This window comes from Micromonospora sp. DT68, assembly GCF_049847245.1.
GTDB lineage: Bacteria > Actinomycetota > Actinomycetes > Mycobacteriales > Micromonosporaceae > Micromonospora > Micromonospora profundi.
Genome location: NZ_JBNCNZ010000017.1, coordinates 91,666 through 110,387, shown reverse-complemented (window position 1 = coordinate 110,387; position 18,722 = coordinate 91,666). Strand labels below are relative to the sequence as shown.

Genomic DNA, 18,722 nt, shown 5'->3' with positions numbered 1-18,722 from the left:
GGGCACGAGATGGCGAGCACGTACGGCGGTGGCCGCCTGCGGCGGATCGCGGCGGTGACCGCGCTGTCCGCCACCGGGCTGCTGCTCTGGTCCGGCACGGCGGCGTACGCGGCGGATGTGACGACCACTCCGACCCAGGCCCGGCAGGGTGACGCGGTACGGCTGGAGTTCAACGTGCCCGAGGACCGGGCCGGCACCACCACCCGCCAGGTGGAGGTCCGGTTGCCAGCCGACGCACCGGTGGCGGAGGTCTACCCGATGTCTGTCGACGGCTGGGCTCCCAAGATCAGCTCCCGTACTCTCGACAAGCCGGTCGCCGGTATGCACGCCCCCGGGGTGACGAGCGTGACCACCGCGGTGACCTGGGTCCGTGTCGGCGCGAGCGCGCCTGGCCCGGCCCGCCTGGCTCTGTCCATGGGGCCGTTGCCGCAGACCGAGCGGCTCACCTTCGAGGTCGTCCAGACGTACGCCGATGGCACGGTCATCCGCTGGACGGGCACGGACGGCCCGCACCCGGCCCCGGTGCTCACCCTCCTGCCCGCGGCGGCAGGCGCGGGCGGACCCGCCGGGCATGGCGGCCACGGCGCTCCGGCAGCCGGCGCGGCATCCGGCCCGGGAGCCGACGCGGACGGCGGCAGCGTCGGCGGCGCTGGTCGTGACGGCGGCACTGGTCGTGACGGCGCGGCGGTGGCCGGGGCGGACGCCGCGGGTGGGGAGTCTGGCAGCGCCGACGCCATGTTGGCTGCCGGTCTGTTGGCAGGGCTGGGTGGCGGCGCGGCGATCGGCTGGCTGGTCAGCCGGTTGCGCCGCCGCGACCCGGCCGAACGCGCGGCGCTGGCCGAGGTGACCGACGCGGCGGAGGCCGAATCGGTGCCGGCAGCTACGCCGCCCGACAGCCCGGCCTCGTCCACGGGGCCGGCCGCCGCAGAACTGGCCTCGGCAGCAACTCCCGCCCGCAGCAGCTGACGCAGCTCACCGGCAGGCCTTCCCTCGGCCCGAGCGAGCGAACCCCGGGGCCCCCATGCGTCCTTTGCTCTGCTTCAACCCGCGCAACAGTTTGAGGGCCTTTGTGTTGCGTAGGTTGAAGCAGAGCAAAGGTGACGTGACCCCCCGGCGGGCTGTCGAGCGCAGCCTGTGAGGCCAGGCAACCAAGCGGTCACGACGCCCCACGGTCACGACGCCCCACGGTCACGACGCCCACGCGGTCACGACGCCCGCCAGTTAGAGCACTCCCAGCTTGGCGGTCAGGGCAGCCAGTGGGGCAGCGGCTCGCGCGCCGCCAGCCAGGCCTTGGGCACTCCCCCGGGCGTGCCGACACCGGTGTACGCGGCGACGACCGCGCCTGCGATGGCGGCGGTGGTGTCGACGTCCCCGCCGGCCTGAACGCAGACCCGGATCGCCGCCGGGTAGTCGTCGAGGTACGTGGCCGCGACCCAGAGGGTGAACCCGACGGTGTCCTGGGCGGTCACGCGCGAGCCGTTGCCGAGCGCCGCCACCACCCGGGGCAGCGGCCGGCCGAGCAGCCCGATGGCCCGCTGCACACAGCGGTGCACCTCGGTGCCCGGGTCGATGGCGGCGGCGATGCCGGCGAGCAGCCGGTCCGGTGCGGGCCGATGGCCGTCGAGGCGGGCTCGGGCGGCGAGCGCGGCGGCGACGGCCACGGCGACCGCGCCGGCGATCCCCTCGGAGTGCGCGTGGGTCACCTCGGCCGAGGCGCGGGCCTGCGCTGCGGCACGGGCCGTGGAGTCGGCGAAGTACGCGCCGAGCGGGCCGACCCGCATGGCCGCACCATTGCCGCAGGAGCCCTGCCCGTCGAAGGCGGAGGCGGCGGCCACCGGCCACGGGGTGCCGGTGCGGATCAACCGCAGGATCATCATCGCGCCGGGGCCGTAGCCCCGCTGTGCGGCGCAGCGCTCGGCGAACGCCAGTGCCAGTCGGTCCCTGTCGATGCTGCCGGACGCGGCCAGCTCGGCGACCACCGAGCAGGCCATCTCGGTGTCGTCGGTCCACTCCCATGGCGCCGGCGGCAGGGTCGCCTCGGTGAGCTGCTCCAGCGCCGGCCCCGACAGGAAGAACTGCGCGCCGAGCGCGTCGCCGGTGGAGAGGCCGGCGAGGCTGTCCCGGGCGAGCGCCAGGCGGGCGTCGGCAAACAGGGTGAAGGACATCGTTGTACCAGCTTGCCCCGTTCCCAGGTACGTCGCAACGCGATCAACTTGCCAGGCAAAGTACGGTCTTGTCGTGGCCTCCGTACTCCTGGTCGAAGACGATCACGTCGTACGCGGCGCGATGCTGCGGTCCCTCGCTGACCGGGGGCACGCGGTGCACGCCGTGGGCACCGCGCTGGACGCGCTGCGCCGGGTCGCCGCGGAGACACCTGACCTGGTCGTCCTGGACCTCGGCCTGCCCGACCTGGACGGCTCGGACGCGTTGCGGATGCTGCGGGGCATCACCGACATCCCGATCATCATCGCCACCGCTCGCGACGACGAGCAGTCGGTGGTCAAGCTGCTGCGCGCCGGTGCCGACGACTACATGGTGAAGCCTTTCACCGGCGCGCACCTGGATGCCCGGATCACCACGGTGCTGCGTCGGGCCGGGCGGGCCAGCCGCACGGTGCAGCCTGCGGTGCACACGGTGGGCGGGCTGCGGGTGGACGTCGGTGAGCGCAGCGCCGTCCTCGACGGGGAGCCGCTGGCGCTGACCCGCAAGGAATTCGACCTGCTGGCCTATCTCGCCGCACGACCCGGGCGGGTAGTGTCCCGCCGCGAACTCTTGGAGGAGGTATGGCGGCAGCCATCGGTCGGCGAGGATCAGACCATCGACGTTCACCTGTACTGGCTTCGCCGAAAGATGGGCGAGTCCGCGGCGAAGCCGCGCTACCTGCGCACCGTGCGGGGGGTCGGGTTCCGGCTGGTGGCACCGGACTGAGGACGGCGCTGGCCCTCCTCACGGCCGGCATGTGCAGCCTCGTCGCGCTCGTCTTCCTGGTTCCCCTGGGGTTGAGCCTGCGTGAGCAGACCCGCGAGGAGGCGATCGCCGACGCGGCCCGCCGCAGCGCGCTGGTGACCGGGGCGCTGGCGGTGAGCACCGACCCGGCGGTGGTCGAGCGGGCAGTGGTGGCCAGCGCCGAGGGCGCGCCGACGCGCCCGGTGGTGCACGGGCTCGGGTTGGACGAGTCCGACGGCCGGGCCAGCGGCAGCGACCTGGCGCAGGCCCGCGCCGACCTGCGCTCGCTTGTCGCTGACGTCGACGGCGGGGTGGTCCGCCTCGACCCGGTGGTCCTGGGCGACCAGACGGCGGTGGTCGAGGTTTTCGTACCGGATTCCCGGCTGGGCGAGGGTGCCGGCGGCACGTGGTTGCTGCTGTTCGCCGTCGGCGCGGCGATGGTCGGCGCGGCGGTGCTTGTTGTCGACCGGGTCGCCGCCCGCGCGGTGGACTCCACACGGGGTCTGGTCAAGGCGGCGCTCTCGATCGGCGACGGCGACCTGGGCGTACGCGTGGAGCCGACCGGCCCCCGCGAGCTGGCCGAGGCCGGGTACGCGTTCAACCGGATGGCCGATCGGCTGGACGCGGCGCGTACCGACGAGCGGGAGTTGGTGGCGGACCTGTCGCACCGGCTGCGTACGCCGTTGACAGTGCTCCGGCTGGACGCCGAGGCGTTGGAGTCCGACGACACGAGCGTGGGTTCGTTCAGTCAGGCGGAGCTGGACCGGCTGCGGGGCATCCGGCGGATCCGGCAGGCGATCGTCACCCTTGAGGGTGAGATCGACGTGCTGATCAAGACCACCCGCAAGGCGGTGGCGCACGAGGCCGGGCCTGCGATGTGTGACGTCAGCGAGGTGGTCCGGGACCGGATGGTCTTCTGGGCCGCGCTGGCCGGCGACCAGAACCGCCCGCACCGGGTGATCGGCGCTCAGCTGCGCATTCCCGCTCCGGTGCCGCGCTCCGAGTTGGCCGCCGCCCTCGACGCGGTGATCGGCAACGTCTTCCGCTACACCCCGCAGGGGACGGCGTTCGAGGTTGCCGTGTCCCGCCGCGACGGGTACGTGGCGATCCGGGTCGACGACGCGGGCCCCGGCATCCCCGACCCGGACCGGGCGCTACGCCGGGGCACCAGCGACCAGGGCTCGACAGGGCTCGGCCTGGATATCGCCAAGCGTGTGTCGTTGCAGGCCAACGGGTCGGTGAGCATCGACCGGGCTCGGCTGGGCGGCGCCAGCGTGGTGATGTTGCTCGCCGACCCGGAGGCGACGCCCCGTCAGGTCAACCGGTTCGGCCTGGTCGGGCGGATGGCGCGGGACGCCCGGGACCCGAAGACGAGCGGCCGGCGCTGGCCTCGGCAGCGCCCCACCGACACCTGATCGGCGCCCTCCCGAGGGCGGCTGACGGGCGCGGGCTGTGCGCTGGCGCAAGTCTTCCTTAGATCGCAATTAACGAGCGTGATGGAGCGGTCGCGGGCTGCCAGGATCGGTAAACGAACCCACCAGTTCCACCGGTCAGCGCGCAGCGCACCCACGGGCCGGTGGAGCCGCGCGCGCGGCGGGAGTCCAGGTCCCCCCACACCCCACGCTCCCGCCGCGCGCCCTGCTCCCCCGCCGCGAACGCCCGCTCGGCCCGCGCCCAGTGGGCTCAGCTCGCGGCGGCGAGGTGGGCGTCGATCTCGGCGAGGATCCGCTGCTTGCCGGCGGGGTCGAGGAACGACGCGGTCACCGCGTTGCGGGCCAGCCCGGCCACCTCTCGCGGGCCCGCCGCGAGCAGACGGGCCGCCACCGCGTACTCGTCGTTGAGGGTGGTGCCGAACATCGGCGGGTCGTCGGAGTTGATCGTGACGAGCAGTCCGGCCTCGACCAGCCGGGGTAGCGGGTGCTCGTCGAGGTTCCCCACGGCCCGGGTCCGTACGTTGGACGTCGGGCAGATCTCCATCCCGATCTGCCGCTCGGCCAGGTACGTGAGCAGTTCCGGGTCCTGTGCGGCGGAGATGCCGTGCCCGATCCGCTCGGCGCCCAGCTCGCGCAGCGCGTCCCAGACCGTCTGCGGGCCGGTGGTCTCGCCGGCGTGCGGCACCGAGCGGAGCCCGGCGGCGCGGGCCTGGTCGAAGAAGGGCCGGAACTGCGGCCGGGGTACGCCGATCTCCGGGCCGCCCAGCCCGAAGCTGATCAGCCCGTCGGGGCGCTGGTCGAGCGCGATGCGCAGCGTCTCCTCGGCGGCGGGCAAGCCTGCCTCACCGGGGATGTCGAAGCACCAGCGCAGGTCGAGGCCGAAGTCGGCGGCGGCGCGTTTACGGGCGTCCTCGATCGCCTCGCAGAACGCGGGCGCGGGGATGCCCCTGCTCACGTGCGAGTAGGGGGTGATGGTCAGCTCGGCGTACCGGACCTGCTGGCGGGCCAACTCCCGGGCCACCTCGTGGGTGAGGATCCAGACGTCCTCCGGGTCGCGGATGAGGTCGACGACGCTCAGGTAGACCTCGATGAAGTGCGCGAAGTCACGGAACTCGAAGTAGTCGGCGAGCGCCTCGGGGTCGGCCGGCACCGGCGTGCGTCCCTCGTGCCGGGCGGCCAGCTCGGCGACGATCCGGGGCGAGGCGGAGCCGACGTGGTGCACGTGCAGCTCCACCTTGGGCAGGCCGGCGATGAAGGTGGACAGGTCGGTCACGGATTCTCCTGGGCACGGTCGCCGGTGCGGGCGACGACGAAGACACGACGGAACGGGAAGTACACCTGACCCTGCCGCACCGGGTACGCGGCGGCGAGCCGTACCCCCAGTTCGGCCCGGAAGGCCGACCAGCCGGCGGCGTCCAGCGCGGCCCGGACCGGGCGTAGCGCGGTGCCTTCCATCCAGGCCAGCACCGGGTGGTCGGCGGCGGGTCCGGCCGGCAACAGATGCACGTAGGTAGTTTCCCAGGCGTCCACGGCGCATCCGACGGCGGTCAGCAGCTGCGCGTAGTCGGCAGGGTCGTCGACCGGGTCGGCGCGCAGCAGCGGGGCCAGCGCGGCCTGCCACACCTGCCGGTTGGCGACCTCGCGCAGCGCCCGGTGCGACGGCGCGTCGAAGTTGCCGGGGACCTGCATGGCGAGCCAGGCACCGGCCGGCAGGTCGGCGGCCCACCGTCGCAGCAGCTCCTGGTGGCCGGGCACCCACTGCAACGCCGCGTTGGTGACGACCACGTCCTCGTCGCCTGTCGGCCGCCAGTCGCGCAGGTCGGCCACGGTGTACTCGACGGGCGTCGGCAGGGCTTTGGCCTGGTCGATCATCTCGGGTGCGGAGTCGAGCCCGAGGACCCGGGCGGTGGGCCACCGCTCGGCGAGGGTCGCGGTGAGCTGGCCGGGGCCGCAACCGAGGTCGACCACCGCGCGGGGTCGGGTCGCCCCGACCCGGGCCACCAGGTCGTGAAACGGCCGGGAGCGCTCGTCGCCATAGCGCAGGTACGTCGTCGGATCCCACATCGCAGCCTCCCAAACCGTACGTCCGTCTTGTTTGACGATATGACTCGCGTGGCAGGCCGGCAACCCGATCACTAGGCTCGGGGCATGGAACAGCGCAGCTTCAACCGGCTCGGCCGGACCGTCGGAGTGGTCGGCCTGGGTGCCTGGCAACTCGGCGCCGACTGGGGCACCGTCAGCGAGGCCGACGCCACGGCGGTGCTGACCGCCGCCGTCGACGCCGGGGTCACCTTCCTGGACACCGCCGACGTGTACGGCGACGGCCGCAGCGAGCAGCTCATCGGCCGCTTCCTGCGCTCCCGTCCCGACGCCGGCCTGACAGTGGCCACCAAGATGGGCCGCCGGGTCGAGCAGCGCCCGGAGGCGTACACCCTCGCCAACTTCCGGCAGTGGACCGACAGGTCCCGGGCCAACCTCGGCATGGACACCCTGGACCTGGTCCAGCTGCACTGCCCGCCCACCGCCGTCTTCGCCGACGACGCGGTCTTCGACGCCCTGGACACCCTCGTCGCCGAGAAGGCAATCGCCGGGTACGGCGTCAGCGTGGAGACCTGCGACCAGGCGCTCACGGCCATCGCCCGGCCCGGCGTGGCGAGCGTCCAGATCATCCTGAACGCGGTTCGGCACAAGCCGCTGGAGCAGGTGCTTCCGGCGGCGGCGCAGGCCGGGGTCGGCATCATCGCCCGGGTGCCACTGGCCAGCGGCCTGCTCTCCGGCCGGTACGACGAGAACACCGAGTTCCCGGCCGACGACCACCGCAACTTCAACCGGCACGGCGCGGCGTTCGACGTCGGCGAGACGTTCTCCGGCGTCGACTACGCGCAGGGCCTGGCCGCGGTCCGCCGGCTCGCGCCTCTCGTCGACTCCGACCGCACGATGGCGCAGTTCGCGCTGCGTTGGGTGCTCGACCAGGCCGGCGTCACAGTCGTCATCCCCGGTGCCCGCGACGCCGAGCAGGCCCGGCGCAACGCCGCCGCCGCCGACCTGCCGGCCCTCACGGACGCGCAACTGGCCGGGGTACGCGAGGTCTACGACGAGCTGATCCGCCCGCAGGTGCACGACCGGTGGTGATCCGCGCACCGGGGATGCCCGCGCCGTCCGGCTCGAACGGCCAGGCTGAGGCGTCCCAGCCGCGTACGGCCGGATCCGGTGTGGAGGGAGCACGATGAGGGGCTGGCTGACACTCACCCTCGGCCTGCTCGCGCTTGTGGTCGGTGCCCTGTGGACGGTGCAGGGCCTCGGGTACGTCGGCGGCAGCGTGATGACCGACGAGCCGCTCTGGGCCGTACTCGGGCCGATCGTGGCCGTGCTCGGGCTGGCGACGCTCTGGTGGGGTCTGCGCTCCCGGCGCCGCTGACCCGCACCGCCGTCCACAGTGTCGCGTGGTGCGCGGCCACCGGCTGGCCCGGTGGTCGGCCGGTCGCCTCTGGCGTGGAAGCCCCGCATCCCGGGCAGGATGCGGGGCTTCCCAACTACCCCTGGTCGGATCGTCTTACTGGCCGGTGGGGGCCGACCAGTTTTGTCAGAGCGGACGGACCTGCTCGGCCTGCGGGCCCTTCTGACCCTGAGCGATCTCGAACTCCACCCGCTGGTTCTCCTCCAGCGTGCGGTAGCCGCTGGTCTGGATGGCCGAGAAGTGGACGAACACGTCAGCACCCCCGCCGTCGACGGTGATGAAGCCGAAGCCCTTGTCAGCGTTGAACCACTTCACGGTTCCCTGCGCCATGTGTATCTCCTTCTAAAACTGGCGGCCGTGCACGCCGTGCGGCCGATTGGCCGTTTTCGAGCAGCGGCGTCTGAGGCGGCCCCCACGAAGGAGACTTCTCTCAACCCACGCCATCTCGCAACAGCGTGGAACAGCAAATCACGTACGCAAAAAGTCTGCACGACCTGTCCGACGAATTTCTCCGACATGTGACCTGACGGATGCCTGACATCGCTGGGCGGTCCGCCAAGGTATGCGAAAGGCCCCCTTCCCGCTGTTGCGGAAAGGAGGCCTTCGAGTCATACGCCGTCAGTCCGGCCAGTGGCCGGTCATGCGGCGGACGCCCACCGCCCCGCCCCGGTCCACTGCGGCCCGGACGACAGCGAAGATGGCCCCCTGCAACGCCGCGGCGGCCAGGATCTCGCCCCAGCGACGGTCCTCGTCGGTCGCATTGGGCGCCTCACCGTCGCCCGCCGTGACCTTCCAGACCTGCCGGAAGATCGCGCCGGCCACCGTGCCCGCCGCGATTCCCAACAGCACGCCGACCGGCCGGTACGCGGTCCTGCCGATGCTCTTGCTCACCTACGCCTCCCCCGCACGATCATCAGCACGACCACGGTGACCACCGCGCCGGCGGCGATCGCCGCCCACGGCACCGGGTTGCGCCGAACCAACTCGCCCTTCTCGTGCGCCTGTGCGCGCACCAGCCCACCCTTGTCGTACGCCTGCGCGCGGGCCACCTCGGCGCCGCGCGCGGCCTGCCCGCGGACCCGGGCCACGGTCTGCGCCGCCTGCTCGCGCATGCGCGCCCGTGCCTGGTCGGCGGACTCCTTCAGGCGGGCCTTGACGTCCGCCTTGGCGGCCAGCGCCTCCATCGTCTCGCCCAGCTCGACCCGGGTGCGGCGGATCTCCTCACGGAGCGCCTCGGTGTCGCCCGTCCCGTTGCCCGTCATGCCCGTCCCCTGTCCGTCACCGCGGCACCCTTGTCCCGCACCGCGGCTCGTCCGTCCTTCACTGCGGCGGTGACGGTGTCCACGTCAGCCCGGAGGCTGCGGACCGTGGCCGCCGGCACCGGCGGGACCGCACGGCTGACCTGCTTCTTGCCGACCAGGGCAAGGATGCCGGCCACCAGGAAGAGCGCCACCGCCACGATCAGCGCGGCAGCCCAGGCGGGCAGCACCAGGTCGAGCAGCAGGATCGCCGTGACGACCAACGCGCCCAGCCCGTAGAACGCCAGTGCGCCCCCGCCGCCGAACAGACCGATCCCGATGCCGGCGTGCTTGCCCTTCTGGGTCAACTCCGCCCGGGCCAGCGCCAGTTCGTCCCGCACCAGGCGGGAAACCTGTTCGGTGGCCCGTTGCACCAACTCGGCGGTGGAGGGCTCACTCCCATTGCGGGACGTGCGGGAATTCGTCACGTCAGCCATGCTGTCCTCCTTTCCTCATCACCGCGCTGTATGCCCGGAGTTGCCGCTCGTCAATCCTAGAGCGCACCGAGCGAGTAGCTGTCCGCGTTGTCCGGTAGCCACGCCGCCAATCCGCCGCGCAACCCGGACCGGGAAAGACACCCGGCAGCAGATCCCCGCCCCAAGCCCAACCAAACCTCCCACCTCACCCCACTCCACCCCGCCCGCCGGCCTCCCCACCCACCCCGGGGCCTGTTGATCATGAGGTTGGCGGATCAGCAGGGCTGGTCGGGCCCCGCCAACCTCATGATCATCGGGTCGGGGGGACGGGGACGGTGGACGGGGGCTGGGCGAGGGCTGCGGGTGCGGTTTGGGTTTCATCTGGGCCGATGAAAGCTTCGCTGCGGGCTTCGCCGTCGTCGCTGCCGCCGAAGACCCGCGCGTCGTCGGGGACCTCGGTGTCGCTCGGACGGCGGGCCGGGCGGCGAGGCTGCACCCACTGCCAGGGAAGGTTGCTTGTGGCATCGCCCAACTCGGTACGCATCCGGGGCATGGCGGTGGGGCGGTTGTCGCGGACCCAGGCCACCATGTGTTCGCGGACCAGGCAGCGCAGGTCCCACAGGCTGCCCGCGTCGGCGGCGCTTACCAGCGCGCGTAGCCGCACGGTCCCGCCGGTGGCGTCGGTGACCTGAAGGACGCAGACCCGGCCGTCCCACAGCTCGGTGCCCTCGGCCAGGCGGCGCAGTTCCTCGCGCATGACCTGCACCGGCACCGCCCAGTCCACGTCGAACTCGGCGGTGCCGAGCACCGCCGCCTCGGTCCGCGTCCAGTTCTGGAATGGCTTGCTCGTGAAGTACGAGGTGGGCAGGATCAGCCGCCGGTCGTCCCAGATCTGGACCACCACGTAGCTGAGGGTCAGCTCCTCGATCCGACCCCACTCCCCCTCGACGACCACCACGTCGTCGAGGCGGACCGCGTCGCTGAACGCGAGTTGCAGGCCGGCGAAGACGTTGCCGAGCAGGCTCTGCGCGGCAAGCGCGGCGACCACACCGACGACACCAGCGGACGTCAGCACGCCGGCGCCGATGCCGCGCACGCTCGGGAAGGTCATCAGCATGACGCCGACGGTCAGGATGACGATCACCGCGATGGTCAGCCGGCGCAGCATCACCACCTGGGTACGTACCCGTCGGGCGTGCCGGTTGTCGGGTACGTCGACCCGGAACCGGGCCAGCGCGGTGTCCTCCACGACCACCAGCAGCGACGCCACGAGCCAGGCCGCGCTGGCGATGGCGCAGAGCACAAGCAGGTGCAGCAGTACCTTGCGCCAGGGGGTGCCGATCGCGTACCCGGTGCTGAACCGAACGCCGAGTTGCACGGCCAGGACGGTCACCGCGACCTGGAACGGGCGGTGCGCGTGGTCGGTCAGCTCGGTCAGCAGCAGCGACCGGCGACCGAACCGCCGGGTGAGGCGGTGGGTGACAGCGGCCAGGAAGAGAGCGACCGCCGCCGCGGCGAGCGCGGCGACGGCCGTTACGAGATAACTCTGCACGGGTGTGGTGCTTCCCTTCGACCAGGGGGACGGATCTCGGGCAAAAGCCCAATAGTGCCCGGCGCCCCCGGGATCGGCCAGCTCAGACCTTGCGGTACCGGGACTGGAGGAAGCAGTAGATGCCGAAGGCGGCGATGCCGAGAGCGACGAGGGCCAGCAGGAACGTGCCGTAGGACTGCTCGCGCAGCGTGTGCAGCGCGGCGTCCAGACCGCGTGCCTTCTCCGGGTCGTAGTTCACCGCCGCAACGATGATCAGCAGGCCGGAGATGCCGAACGCGGTGCCCTTGGCGACGTACCCGGCCATGCCGAGGCGGCGGGCCAACTGCCGGGTCTTCGGGCTCATCTCGCCGGTCTTCAGGTGCTTCTCGAACTTCTTGCGGATGCCGTAGATCACCAGGCCGACACCGAGCGCGGCGAGACCCAGCCCGGCCAGACCGACGAGCCAGCGACCACCGGTGGAGGTCATCAGCTGACCGGTCAGGGCCTCCTGGTTGTCGGCGCTGTTCGAGTCGGCGTCGGAGAAGACCTTGAACGCGGTCCAGGCGAAGTAGAGGTAGACGATGGTCCGCCCGACCGAGGCGACCCGTTCCATGACCCGTTCCTTGCCCCGCTCGGCGCGGTGCCCGACCGCCGCCTCCAGCGCCTGCCAGATCGCCATGGCGAGCAGACCGACAGCGATGGCGATGACGAGGAACTTGCCCAGCGGCTGCTGGGCAAGCGTCCGCAGCGCACCGGACTGGTCTCCGTCCTCGGAGGGCGAGCCGAATGCGATCTGCAACGCCAGCCAGGCGAAGAGCAGGTGCACGATGCCGTAGCCGATGAAACCGGCACGGGCTAGCAGTTCCAGCCACCTGCTGTCCGCCGTGCGGGAGGCGGTGGCTTCGGCGTTACGAGTAAGTGACATGGCGCCACAATCTCCGATTGGGAAGATTCTCAAACGTCGGCCACCGCCGCCCGCCCCAGGTCAGTTGCCCGGGTTACGCGAAACGCGAATCTTGACCTGCTGGTCAGTGACGCTGTCCAGCGTGACAGCGAAGCCACCGGCCTCGGTGGCCTGCTGGCCGGTGGTGAGGGTGAGCTGCTCGCCGGCGACCTCGATGGTCACCTGGTCTCCTTCGGCGCCGACCAGTTTGGCCTCGACGCCCAGGATCGTGGCGCTCGCCTCGACACCTCGCTCGAAGGTGACAGTGCAGGCGTCCAGCCCGCAGTCGGTGGAGGCGCCCTGCGAGCTGCAGCCAGCCAGCACGGCGAGGCCGAGCGCCAGACCGGCGAACAGGCCGGCGGCGCGGCGGACGGGAGGAATCGGTTTGGTGGCGGGTCTGTTCGTCACGCCGCCAAGCGTACGAGACCGCCGCGAGGCCACCTCCTCCGTCGATCAACACGGTGGCTGACCGGCGGCGCGAGCGCACCGGCTAGGGTCCCGGCATGGCCTTCGACATCGCCCGCACCCGGGCCGCATATCCCGCCCTGGCCGAGGGCTTCGTCCACTTCGATGGGGCCGGAGGCACGCAGACAGCGGTCGGCGTGATCGACGCGGTCACCGACGCCATGCGTACGGCCCTCGGCAACCGCAGCGCCGCGTTCGTACCGGGCCGCCGTTCCCTGGAGATGGTGGCCGCCGCCCGCTCGGCGGTGGCCGACCTGCTCGGCGCCGACCCGGCAGGGGTGGTGCTCGGTCCGAGCGCCACAGCGCTGACGTACACCCTGGCCCGGACGCTCGGCGCGGGCTGGCGGCCGGGCGACGAGGTGGTGGTCTCGCGGCTCGACCACGACGCGAACGTGCGCCCGTGGGTGCAGGCCGCCGAGGCGGCCGGCGCCACGGTGCGCTGGGCCGAGTTCGACCGGGCCACCGGTGAGCTGCCCGTCGGGCAGTACGCCGATCTCGTGGGTGAGCGGACGCGGGTGGTGGCGGTGACCGGGGGCAGCAACGCCATCGGCACCGTGCCGGACGTGCCGGCGATCGCCAAGGTGGCGCACGCGGTCGGCGCGCTCGTCTACGTCGACGGGGTGCACGCGGTGCCGCACGGGCCGACCGACCTGGCATCGCTCGGCGCCGACGTGCTCGTCACCAGCGCCTACAAGTGGTCCGGGCCGCACCTGGCCGCGATGGTGGCTGCCGACCCGGCCCGGCTGGCGGCGCTGCGTCCGGCGAAGCTGATCCCGTCGCCCGACGCGGTACCGGATCGCTTCGAGTACGGCACCCCGAGCTTCGCGCTGCTGGCCGGCGTGACAGCAGCTGTGGATCACCTGGCCGGGCTGGACCCGGACGCGGTCGGGGACCGGCGGGCGCGGCTGCGTGCCGGGCTGACCGCCGCGCAGGCGCACGAGGCGGCCCTGCTGGACCGGCTGCTGGCCGGGCTCGCCGAGCGGCCGGCCGTCACCGTGTACGGGTCACCGGCCCGGCGCTGCCCGACGATCTCCTTCCGGGTCGCCGGGATGTCGCCGGTGGCCACCCAGGAGGCGCTGGGGGCCGCCGGGTTCTGCCTGTCGTCGGGTGACTACTACGCCTACGAGTACTTCCAGACGATGGGGCTGCGTGACAGCGGTGGCGCGGTGCGGGCCAGCATCTACCACTACAACACTGCCGACGAGGTGGACCGGTTGCTCACCGAACTGGATGCGGTGGCCGCCGACGGGGAGAGAATGGCCAGGTGAGCACCCTCGTCGAGGACAACCCCGCCAAGAACCGTTTCGAGATCCTGGTCGACGACGCGCTGGCCGGTTTCACAGCGTACGTACCGCGCGGGGAGGTGCTGGTCTTCACGCACACCGAGGTGGACCGGGCCTTCCAGGGCAAGGGCGTCGGTGGCGCGCTGATCCGGGGCACGCTGGACCAGGTCCGCGCCCGGGGCGGCCGGTTGGTGCCGCAGTGCCCGTTCGTGGCCGCGTTCATCGACAAGCACCCCGAGTACGCCGACCTGGTCGTCGAAGCGCCGTGACCCCGGGGCCGCCAGCCGTGAGCTGACGGCCTCGGTGCGCGGATGGGGTCAGCGGAGGCGGCCGGTAAGCGTCTCGGCGGCGGCCTGCCCGCTGGCCTGGGTGCCGCTGTGGGTGGCCAGGTGCACCGCCCCGGCGACCAGTTCGGGCACGCCCAGCTCGACCACGATCCCGTCGGGCCGGGCGGCCAGCGCCCGGTGCACGGCGGCGCGCATCCACTCGTGCCGGTGCAGGTCGCGGACCACGAGCACCAGCGGGCGGTCGCCGGCCGCGACGCCCGGGTCGGCAGGTACGTCGGGCTCGCCGTAGCGGACCGTCGTCGTGCCGGGCAGCATGTCGCCGAGCGGCTCGCCGATGCCCCACGGTGTCTCCGCTCCGATGGCGATGTTGCGGGGCGCCTCGAACTCGACCACGTACGCTGCGCGGGTCAGCGGCAGCGTTTCCCGGCCTGCCGGCGCGGTGGTGACGCGTACGGCTCGGCGGGCGGCGACCAGCCCGACGTCGCTGCCGCCGCGCGGTGCGGCGTTGCGGGCGTTGCGGGCGGCGACGGTCCAGGCCGCGAGTTGTCCGACCCGTTTGGCCGCTTCGGCGAGGCGCTCTTCGGGCAGTTCGCCGGAGACGACCGCTGCCACGATGGCGTCGCGCAGTTCGCGGGCGGCCTGCTCGTCGGCCCGTTCGCCGCCGATACAGATCGCGTCGGCACCGGCGGCGAGTGCCCGGACCGCAGCCCCGGCGAAGCCGTAGCGGTCGGCGACGGCGCGCATCTCCACCGCGTCGGTCACCACCACGCCGGAGAAGCCCAGCTCGTCGCGGAGCAGGCCGCCCAGGATGCGGTGGCTCAGCGTGGCCGGAAGCTCCTCGTCGAGTGCGGGCACCAGCAGGTGGCCGGTCATCACCGCCTGCACTCCGGCGGCGATGGCGGCCCGGAACGGCGCCAATTCGCAGGCGTCCAGCCGTTCCCGGTCGGCGGTGATGCGGGGCAGGTCGTGGTGGGAGTCGACCCGGGTGTCGCCGTGCCCGGGGAAGTGTTTGGCACAGCCGGCGACGCCACCGGACTGGAGGCCGCGTACCCAGGCGGCGGTGTGCCGGGCCACCAACTGCGGGTCGGCCCCGAACGAGCGGACGCCGATCACCGGGTTCTCCGGGTTGGAGTTGACGTCGGCGTCCGGGGCGTAGTCGAGGGTGATGCCTGCTGCCGCCAGTTCGATGCCGAGGTCCCGGGCGACCGCCTCGGTCAACTGCGGGTCGTCCACAGCGCCGAGGGCGAAGTTGCCAGGCCGGGAACTGCCCCGCGCCGACTCGATCCGGGTGACGTCGCCGGCCTCCTCGTCGATCGCCACGATGACGTCCGGCCGCTCGGCGCGAAGCGTCGCGGTCAGGGTCGCCACCTGGGCGGTGTCGACGACGTTGCGGGCGAAGAGCACCACCGAGCCGAGCCCTTCGCCGAGCCAGCGGCACACCCACTGTGGTGGGGTGGTGCCGACGAACCCGGGTTGCAGGACGCCTGCGGCGAGCTCCGACAGGTGCCCGGTCGGCGCGGTCACGCCGCCCCCTCGTGGCGGTCGGCGTCGGTCGCCGGTGCCGGCGCGGTTGCGTCGACCCGCTGGTTGCGCTCGCTCATGCGGCCCCGTACCCCATCTCTTCGCGCGCCGTAGGCGCACCGCCACGGGCAGGCGGTGCTGCCATGGTCACACCGAGCGATTGAATAGTCAATAAACCTTACAGTTGCCCGGCGGCAGGTCCCCCGGGGAGAGTGCGGGGATGGAACCCGTTCTCCTGGCCGACGCGACGAGCCCTGCCGACATCCCCGGCGTACGCCTGCTCGGCCTGGTGGTCGGCGCCCTGCTGCTGCTCGCCGCGATCCGGGCGATGTTCGGTAAGCGCTGAACGCGGCCCTCCGACCCGCCCCGGTGTGACCGGCGGCGACCGGGGTACGGCTCTCCCCATCAGCAGGCTCGCGTGCCGGAGGGAAAGCCATGAAGATCGGTTACTTTTTGTCCAGTGAGGAGTACACGCCCGCCGAGTTGCTGGCGCAGGCGCGCGGTGCCGAGGAAGCCGGCTTCGAGGCGCTGTGGATCTCCGACCACTACCACCCGTGGGTGGACGCCCAGGGCCAGAGCCCGTTCGTCTGGTCGATGATCGGCGCGCTCAGCCAGGTCTGCTCGCTGCCTGTCACCACGGCGGTGACCTGCCCGACCGTGCGGATCCACCCCGCCGTCATCGCCCAGGCGGCGGCGACAAGCGCGGTGCTGCACGGCGGGCGGTTCGTGCTCGGCGTCGGCACCGGTGAGGCACTCAACGAGCACATCTTCGGCGACGCCTGGCCGCAGGCCGACGTCCGGCTGGAGATGCTGGAGGAGGCCGTCGAGGTGCTCCGGAAGCTGTGGGAGGGCGGCTTCGTCAACCACCACGGCAAGCACTACACAGTCGAGCACGCCCGCATCTACACGCTTCCCGACACTCCCCCGCCGATCTACGTCTCGGGGTTCGGCCCGAAGGCCATCGACCTGGCCGCCCGCATCGGCGACGGCTACGTGAGCACGATGCCCGACGGCGACATGGTCCGGCGCTTCCGCGAAAACGGCGGCGGCGACAAGCCGTGCCAGGCCGGGTTCAAGGCGGCGTACGCGGCCAGCGAGGAGGAGGGCCTGCGCATCGCGTACAAGCGGTGGCCCAACGCGGGGGTGCCCGGTGAGCTGTCCCAGGTGCTGCCCTCGCCCCGCCACTTCGAGCAGGCCTCGGAGCTTGTCACGCCGGAGATGGTCAAGGACGCGTTCGTCTGCGGCAACAACGCCGAGGCGCACCTGGAGATGATCGACAAGTACGCCAAGGCCGGCTTCGACGAGGTGTACCTGGCAAACACCGGCCCGCACTTCCAAGGGCTTTTCGACCTGTACCAGCGCGAGGTCCTGCCCCGCCTGCGCTGAGTCCAGCACCAGCGAGCCCATGATCGTCGAACAGGGTTTCGACGGTCATGGGCTCGGGTACCTCCGGCCCTCGATGAAACTGTCCACGCACTCGATGACGTTGCGCCGCGCGGCGCGGAGCCTCTTCGGCTGGACCGCGCTACGGCCCAACCAGTTGGCCGCCATGCGCGCGGTCATGAAGCGACGTGACGCTCTGGTGGTGTTGCCCACCGGCGCTGGCAAGTCGGCCATCTACCAGATCCCGGCGAGCCTGATCCCTGGGCCGACAGTGGTGATCTCCCCGCTGCTGGCGCTGCAACAGGACCAGATCGCGGCTCTCAACGAGCGCCAGCGCCCCGAGCTGCGGGCGGTGCGGATCAGCTCGAACGAGTCGGCCGCCCAGCAGGCCGAGGCGATCACCGAGATCCGCGAGGGCCGGGCGGAGTTCCTGTTCATCACCCCTGAGCAGTTGAGCAACCCGGACCGGATGGCCGAGGTCGCCGCGCTCAAGCCGGCGCTGGTGGCGATCGACGAGGCGCACTGCATCTCGGCGTGGGGGCACGACTTCCGCCCTGACTACCTGGCGCTCGGTCACCTCATCGAGGGCATCGGCCGTCCCCCGGTTGTCGCGTTGACAGCCACTGCCTCCCCGCCGGTACGCGACGACATCATCGCCCGGCTTCGGCTGCGCGAGCCGGAGGTCGTGGTGTCCGGGTTGGACAGGCCCAACCTGTTCCTGGAGGTGGCGCACTGCCCCACCGAGGACTACCGGTGGCGGCGGCTGATCACGTTGCTCCAGGACGACGAGCGACCCGGGATCATCTACGTGCCGACGCGCCGCTCGGCCGAGGAGTTGGCCACCCGGTTGACGGACGCCGGCTTCCCGGCGCAGTTCTACCACGGTGGAATGGCGGCCGGCGCGCGCAACGAGCTGCACGAGGCCTTCCTCGCCGACGAGGTGCCGATCATGGTGGCCACCTCGGCGTTCGGCATGGGCATCGACAAGCCGAACATCGCCTGGGTGGTGCACATGGCACTGCCCGACTCGCCGGACAGCTACTTCCAGGAGATCGGCCGTGCCGGGCGTGACGGGCAGCCGGCCCGGGTGCTGCTGCTCTGGCAGGCCGAGGATGTCGGTCTGCAACGGTTCTTCAGCGGTGGCCTGCCGGACGAGAACGAGCTGCGGGACCTGGCCGCGCTGCTGCGCCGCAAGCCGGCCACCAAGACCGAACTGCGCGAGGTCAGCGGCCTCGGGCCGCGCAAGCTTGGCCAGTACCTCTCCCTGTTGGAGCAGGTCGGCGCCGCCGAGCCGCGCGCCCGCCAACGCATCGGCGCACCTCGCTACGCCCCTGCTCCGGTGGACGCGGCGGCGGCGGCGCTTGCCGAGGCCGAGCGGCAGCAGACCGTCACCCGGTCCCGCACCGACATGATGCGGGCCTTCGCCGAGACCACCGCCTGCCGGGGGCAGACGCTGCTCGCCTACTTCGGCGAGCAGATGACGAAGGTCTGCGCGCACTGCGACAACTGCCACAACGGCACCAGCACGGCCGACCAGGGCGCGGTGGGGCCCTTCCCGGTGCACAGCCAGGTGCGTCACCCGGAGTGGGGGCGCGGCATGGTGCTCTCCTACGAGGAGGACAAGATGACGGTTCTCTTCGATGAGGTCGGGTACAAGACGCTGTCGGTGCGCGTGGTGTCCGAGCAGGGTCTGCTGACGCTGGACTAGCCTGACCCGGCCAACCGATTGACCAGAGCAGAGCAGAGCAGGGCGGAAGGG

General features: G+C 72.1%; 21 protein-coding genes. 10 read left to right on the top strand and 11 right to left on the bottom strand.

The window, feature by feature from the left end:
- Window positions 1–9: 9 nt before the first annotated feature.
- On the top strand, window positions 10–966 hold the full coding sequence (locus tag ACPXB1_RS25470; protein ID WP_355595569.1) for a YcnI family protein: 957 nt from the start codon (window positions 10–12) through the stop codon (window positions 964–966).
- A gap of 278 nt (window positions 967–1,244) precedes the next feature.
- On the opposite strand, the gene ACPXB1_RS25465 is transcribed toward ACPXB1_RS25470, so the two are convergent.
- Window positions 1,245–2,165 carry an ADP-ribosylglycohydrolase family protein gene (locus tag ACPXB1_RS25465; RefSeq protein ID WP_355595571.1) on the bottom strand — a complete coding sequence of 307 codons (921 nt, stop codon included), beginning with the start codon at window positions 2,163–2,165 and terminating at the stop codon, window positions 1,245–1,247.
- Window positions 2,166–2,238: 73 nt separating this feature from the next.
- Here ACPXB1_RS25465 and ACPXB1_RS25460 point away from each other — a divergent pair, with 73 nt between their 5' ends.
- Window positions 2,239–2,928: a response regulator transcription factor gene (locus ACPXB1_RS25460; RefSeq protein ID WP_355595573.1), complete on the top strand. Its 690-nt coding sequence runs from the start codon at window positions 2,239–2,241 to the stop codon at window positions 2,926–2,928.
- 29 nt (window positions 2,929–2,957) lie between these two features.
- A complete protein-coding gene (locus tag ACPXB1_RS25455) occupies window positions 2,958–4,361 on the top strand; it encodes an ATP-binding protein (RefSeq protein WP_425735886.1) in 1,404 nt (467 codons plus the stop codon).
- Window positions 4,362–4,629: 268 nt separating this feature from the next.
- Here ACPXB1_RS25455 and ACPXB1_RS25450 read toward each other — a convergent pair whose 3' ends face one another.
- Window positions 4,630–5,652, bottom strand: coding sequence for an adenosine deaminase (locus tag ACPXB1_RS25450; protein ID WP_355595577.1), 1,023 nt, complete (start codon window positions 5,650–5,652; stop codon window positions 4,630–4,632).
- Window positions 5,649–6,443, bottom strand: coding sequence for a trans-aconitate 2-methyltransferase (locus tag ACPXB1_RS25445; RefSeq protein WP_355630198.1), 795 nt, complete (start codon window positions 6,441–6,443; stop codon window positions 5,649–5,651). The genes ACPXB1_RS25450 and ACPXB1_RS25445 overlap by 4 nt, the downstream gene beginning before the upstream one ends.
- 84 nt (window positions 6,444–6,527) lie before the next feature.
- Here ACPXB1_RS25445 and ACPXB1_RS25440 point away from each other — a divergent pair, with 84 nt between their 5' ends.
- Window positions 6,528–7,511, top strand: a complete 984-nt coding sequence (locus ACPXB1_RS25440; RefSeq protein ID WP_355595581.1) for an aldo/keto reductase — start codon at window positions 6,528–6,530, stop codon at window positions 7,509–7,511.
- A 94-nt stretch (window positions 7,512–7,605) separates the two neighbouring features.
- Entirely contained in the window at window positions 7,606–7,797 is a 192-nt protein-coding gene (locus ACPXB1_RS25435) for a hypothetical protein (protein WP_355595583.1), read from the top strand.
- Between the two features lie 165 nt (window positions 7,798–7,962).
- Here the strand turns inward: ACPXB1_RS25435 and ACPXB1_RS25430 are convergent, their stop codons facing one another.
- The 7 genes from ACPXB1_RS25430 to ACPXB1_RS25400 all read right to left on the bottom strand — a co-directional run bounded on the left by ACPXB1_RS25430 (window position 7,963) and on the right by ACPXB1_RS25400 (window position 12,432).
- Entirely contained in the window at window positions 7,963–8,166 is a 204-nt protein-coding gene (locus tag ACPXB1_RS25430) for a cold-shock protein (RefSeq protein ID WP_011905669.1), read from the bottom strand.
- 288 nt (window positions 8,167–8,454) lie between these two features.
- Complete coding sequence (locus tag ACPXB1_RS25425; RefSeq protein ID WP_053653463.1) at window positions 8,455–8,727, bottom strand: DUF4235 domain-containing protein; 273 nt, start codon at window positions 8,725–8,727, stop codon at window positions 8,455–8,457.
- On the bottom strand, window positions 8,724–9,098 hold the full coding sequence (locus tag ACPXB1_RS25420) for a DUF3618 domain-containing protein (protein WP_355595586.1): 375 nt from the start codon (window positions 9,096–9,098) through the stop codon (window positions 8,724–8,726). The genes ACPXB1_RS25425 and ACPXB1_RS25420 overlap by 4 nt, the downstream gene beginning before the upstream one ends.
- Window positions 9,095–9,571 (bottom strand): phage holin family protein, encoded by a 477-nt coding sequence (locus tag ACPXB1_RS25415; protein WP_355595588.1) that lies wholly within the window; start codon window positions 9,569–9,571, stop codon window positions 9,095–9,097. The genes ACPXB1_RS25420 and ACPXB1_RS25415 overlap by 4 nt, the downstream gene beginning before the upstream one ends.
- A 289-nt stretch (window positions 9,572–9,860) precedes the next feature.
- Window positions 9,861–11,102: a mechanosensitive ion channel family protein gene (locus ACPXB1_RS25410; RefSeq protein ID WP_355595590.1), complete on the bottom strand. Its 1,242-nt coding sequence runs from the start codon at window positions 11,100–11,102 to the stop codon at window positions 9,861–9,863.
- A gap of 82 nt (window positions 11,103–11,184) precedes the next feature.
- Window positions 11,185–12,006, bottom strand: a complete 822-nt coding sequence (locus tag ACPXB1_RS25405) for a DUF1206 domain-containing protein (RefSeq protein ID WP_355595592.1) — start codon at window positions 12,004–12,006, stop codon at window positions 11,185–11,187.
- A 60-nt stretch (window positions 12,007–12,066) separates the two neighbouring features.
- A complete protein-coding gene (locus tag ACPXB1_RS25400) occupies window positions 12,067–12,432 on the bottom strand; it encodes a hypothetical protein (RefSeq protein ID WP_355595594.1) in 366 nt (121 codons plus the stop codon).
- A 95-nt stretch (window positions 12,433–12,527) separates the two neighbouring features.
- On the opposite strand from ACPXB1_RS25400, the gene ACPXB1_RS25395 reads away from it, so the two are divergent.
- Window positions 12,528–13,757: a cysteine desulfurase-like protein gene (locus ACPXB1_RS25395; protein WP_355630195.1), complete on the top strand. Its 1,230-nt coding sequence runs from the start codon at window positions 12,528–12,530 to the stop codon at window positions 13,755–13,757.
- Window positions 13,754–14,041 (top strand): GNAT family N-acetyltransferase, encoded by a 288-nt coding sequence (locus tag ACPXB1_RS25390; RefSeq protein WP_355595598.1) that lies wholly within the window; start codon window positions 13,754–13,756, stop codon window positions 14,039–14,041. The genes ACPXB1_RS25395 and ACPXB1_RS25390 overlap by 4 nt, the downstream gene beginning before the upstream one ends.
- A 48-nt stretch (window positions 14,042–14,089) precedes the next feature.
- Here the strand turns inward: ACPXB1_RS25390 and ACPXB1_RS25385 are convergent, their stop codons facing one another.
- On the bottom strand, window positions 14,090–15,583 hold the full coding sequence (locus ACPXB1_RS25385) for a glycoside hydrolase family 3 protein (protein ID WP_425735885.1): 1,494 nt from the start codon (window positions 15,581–15,583) through the stop codon (window positions 14,090–14,092).
- Window positions 15,584–15,800: 217 nt separating this feature from the next.
- Between ACPXB1_RS25385 and ACPXB1_RS25380 the strand changes: the two genes are divergently transcribed.
- The 3 genes from ACPXB1_RS25380 to ACPXB1_RS25370 all read left to right on the top strand — a co-directional run bounded on the left by ACPXB1_RS25380 (window position 15,801) and on the right by ACPXB1_RS25370 (window position 18,671).
- Window positions 15,801–15,926, top strand: a complete 126-nt coding sequence (locus tag ACPXB1_RS25380) for a hypothetical protein (protein ID WP_355595602.1) — start codon at window positions 15,801–15,803, stop codon at window positions 15,924–15,926.
- 89 nt (window positions 15,927–16,015) lie between these two features.
- Entirely contained in the window at window positions 16,016–16,966 is a 951-nt protein-coding gene (locus ACPXB1_RS25375) for a TIGR03557 family F420-dependent LLM class oxidoreductase (RefSeq protein WP_425735884.1), read from the top strand.
- Between the two features lie 73 nt (window positions 16,967–17,039).
- A complete protein-coding gene (locus ACPXB1_RS25370; RefSeq protein ID WP_425735889.1) occupies window positions 17,040–18,671 on the top strand; it encodes a RecQ family ATP-dependent DNA helicase in 1,632 nt (543 codons plus the stop codon).
- Window positions 18,672–18,722: the final 51 nt, after the last annotated feature.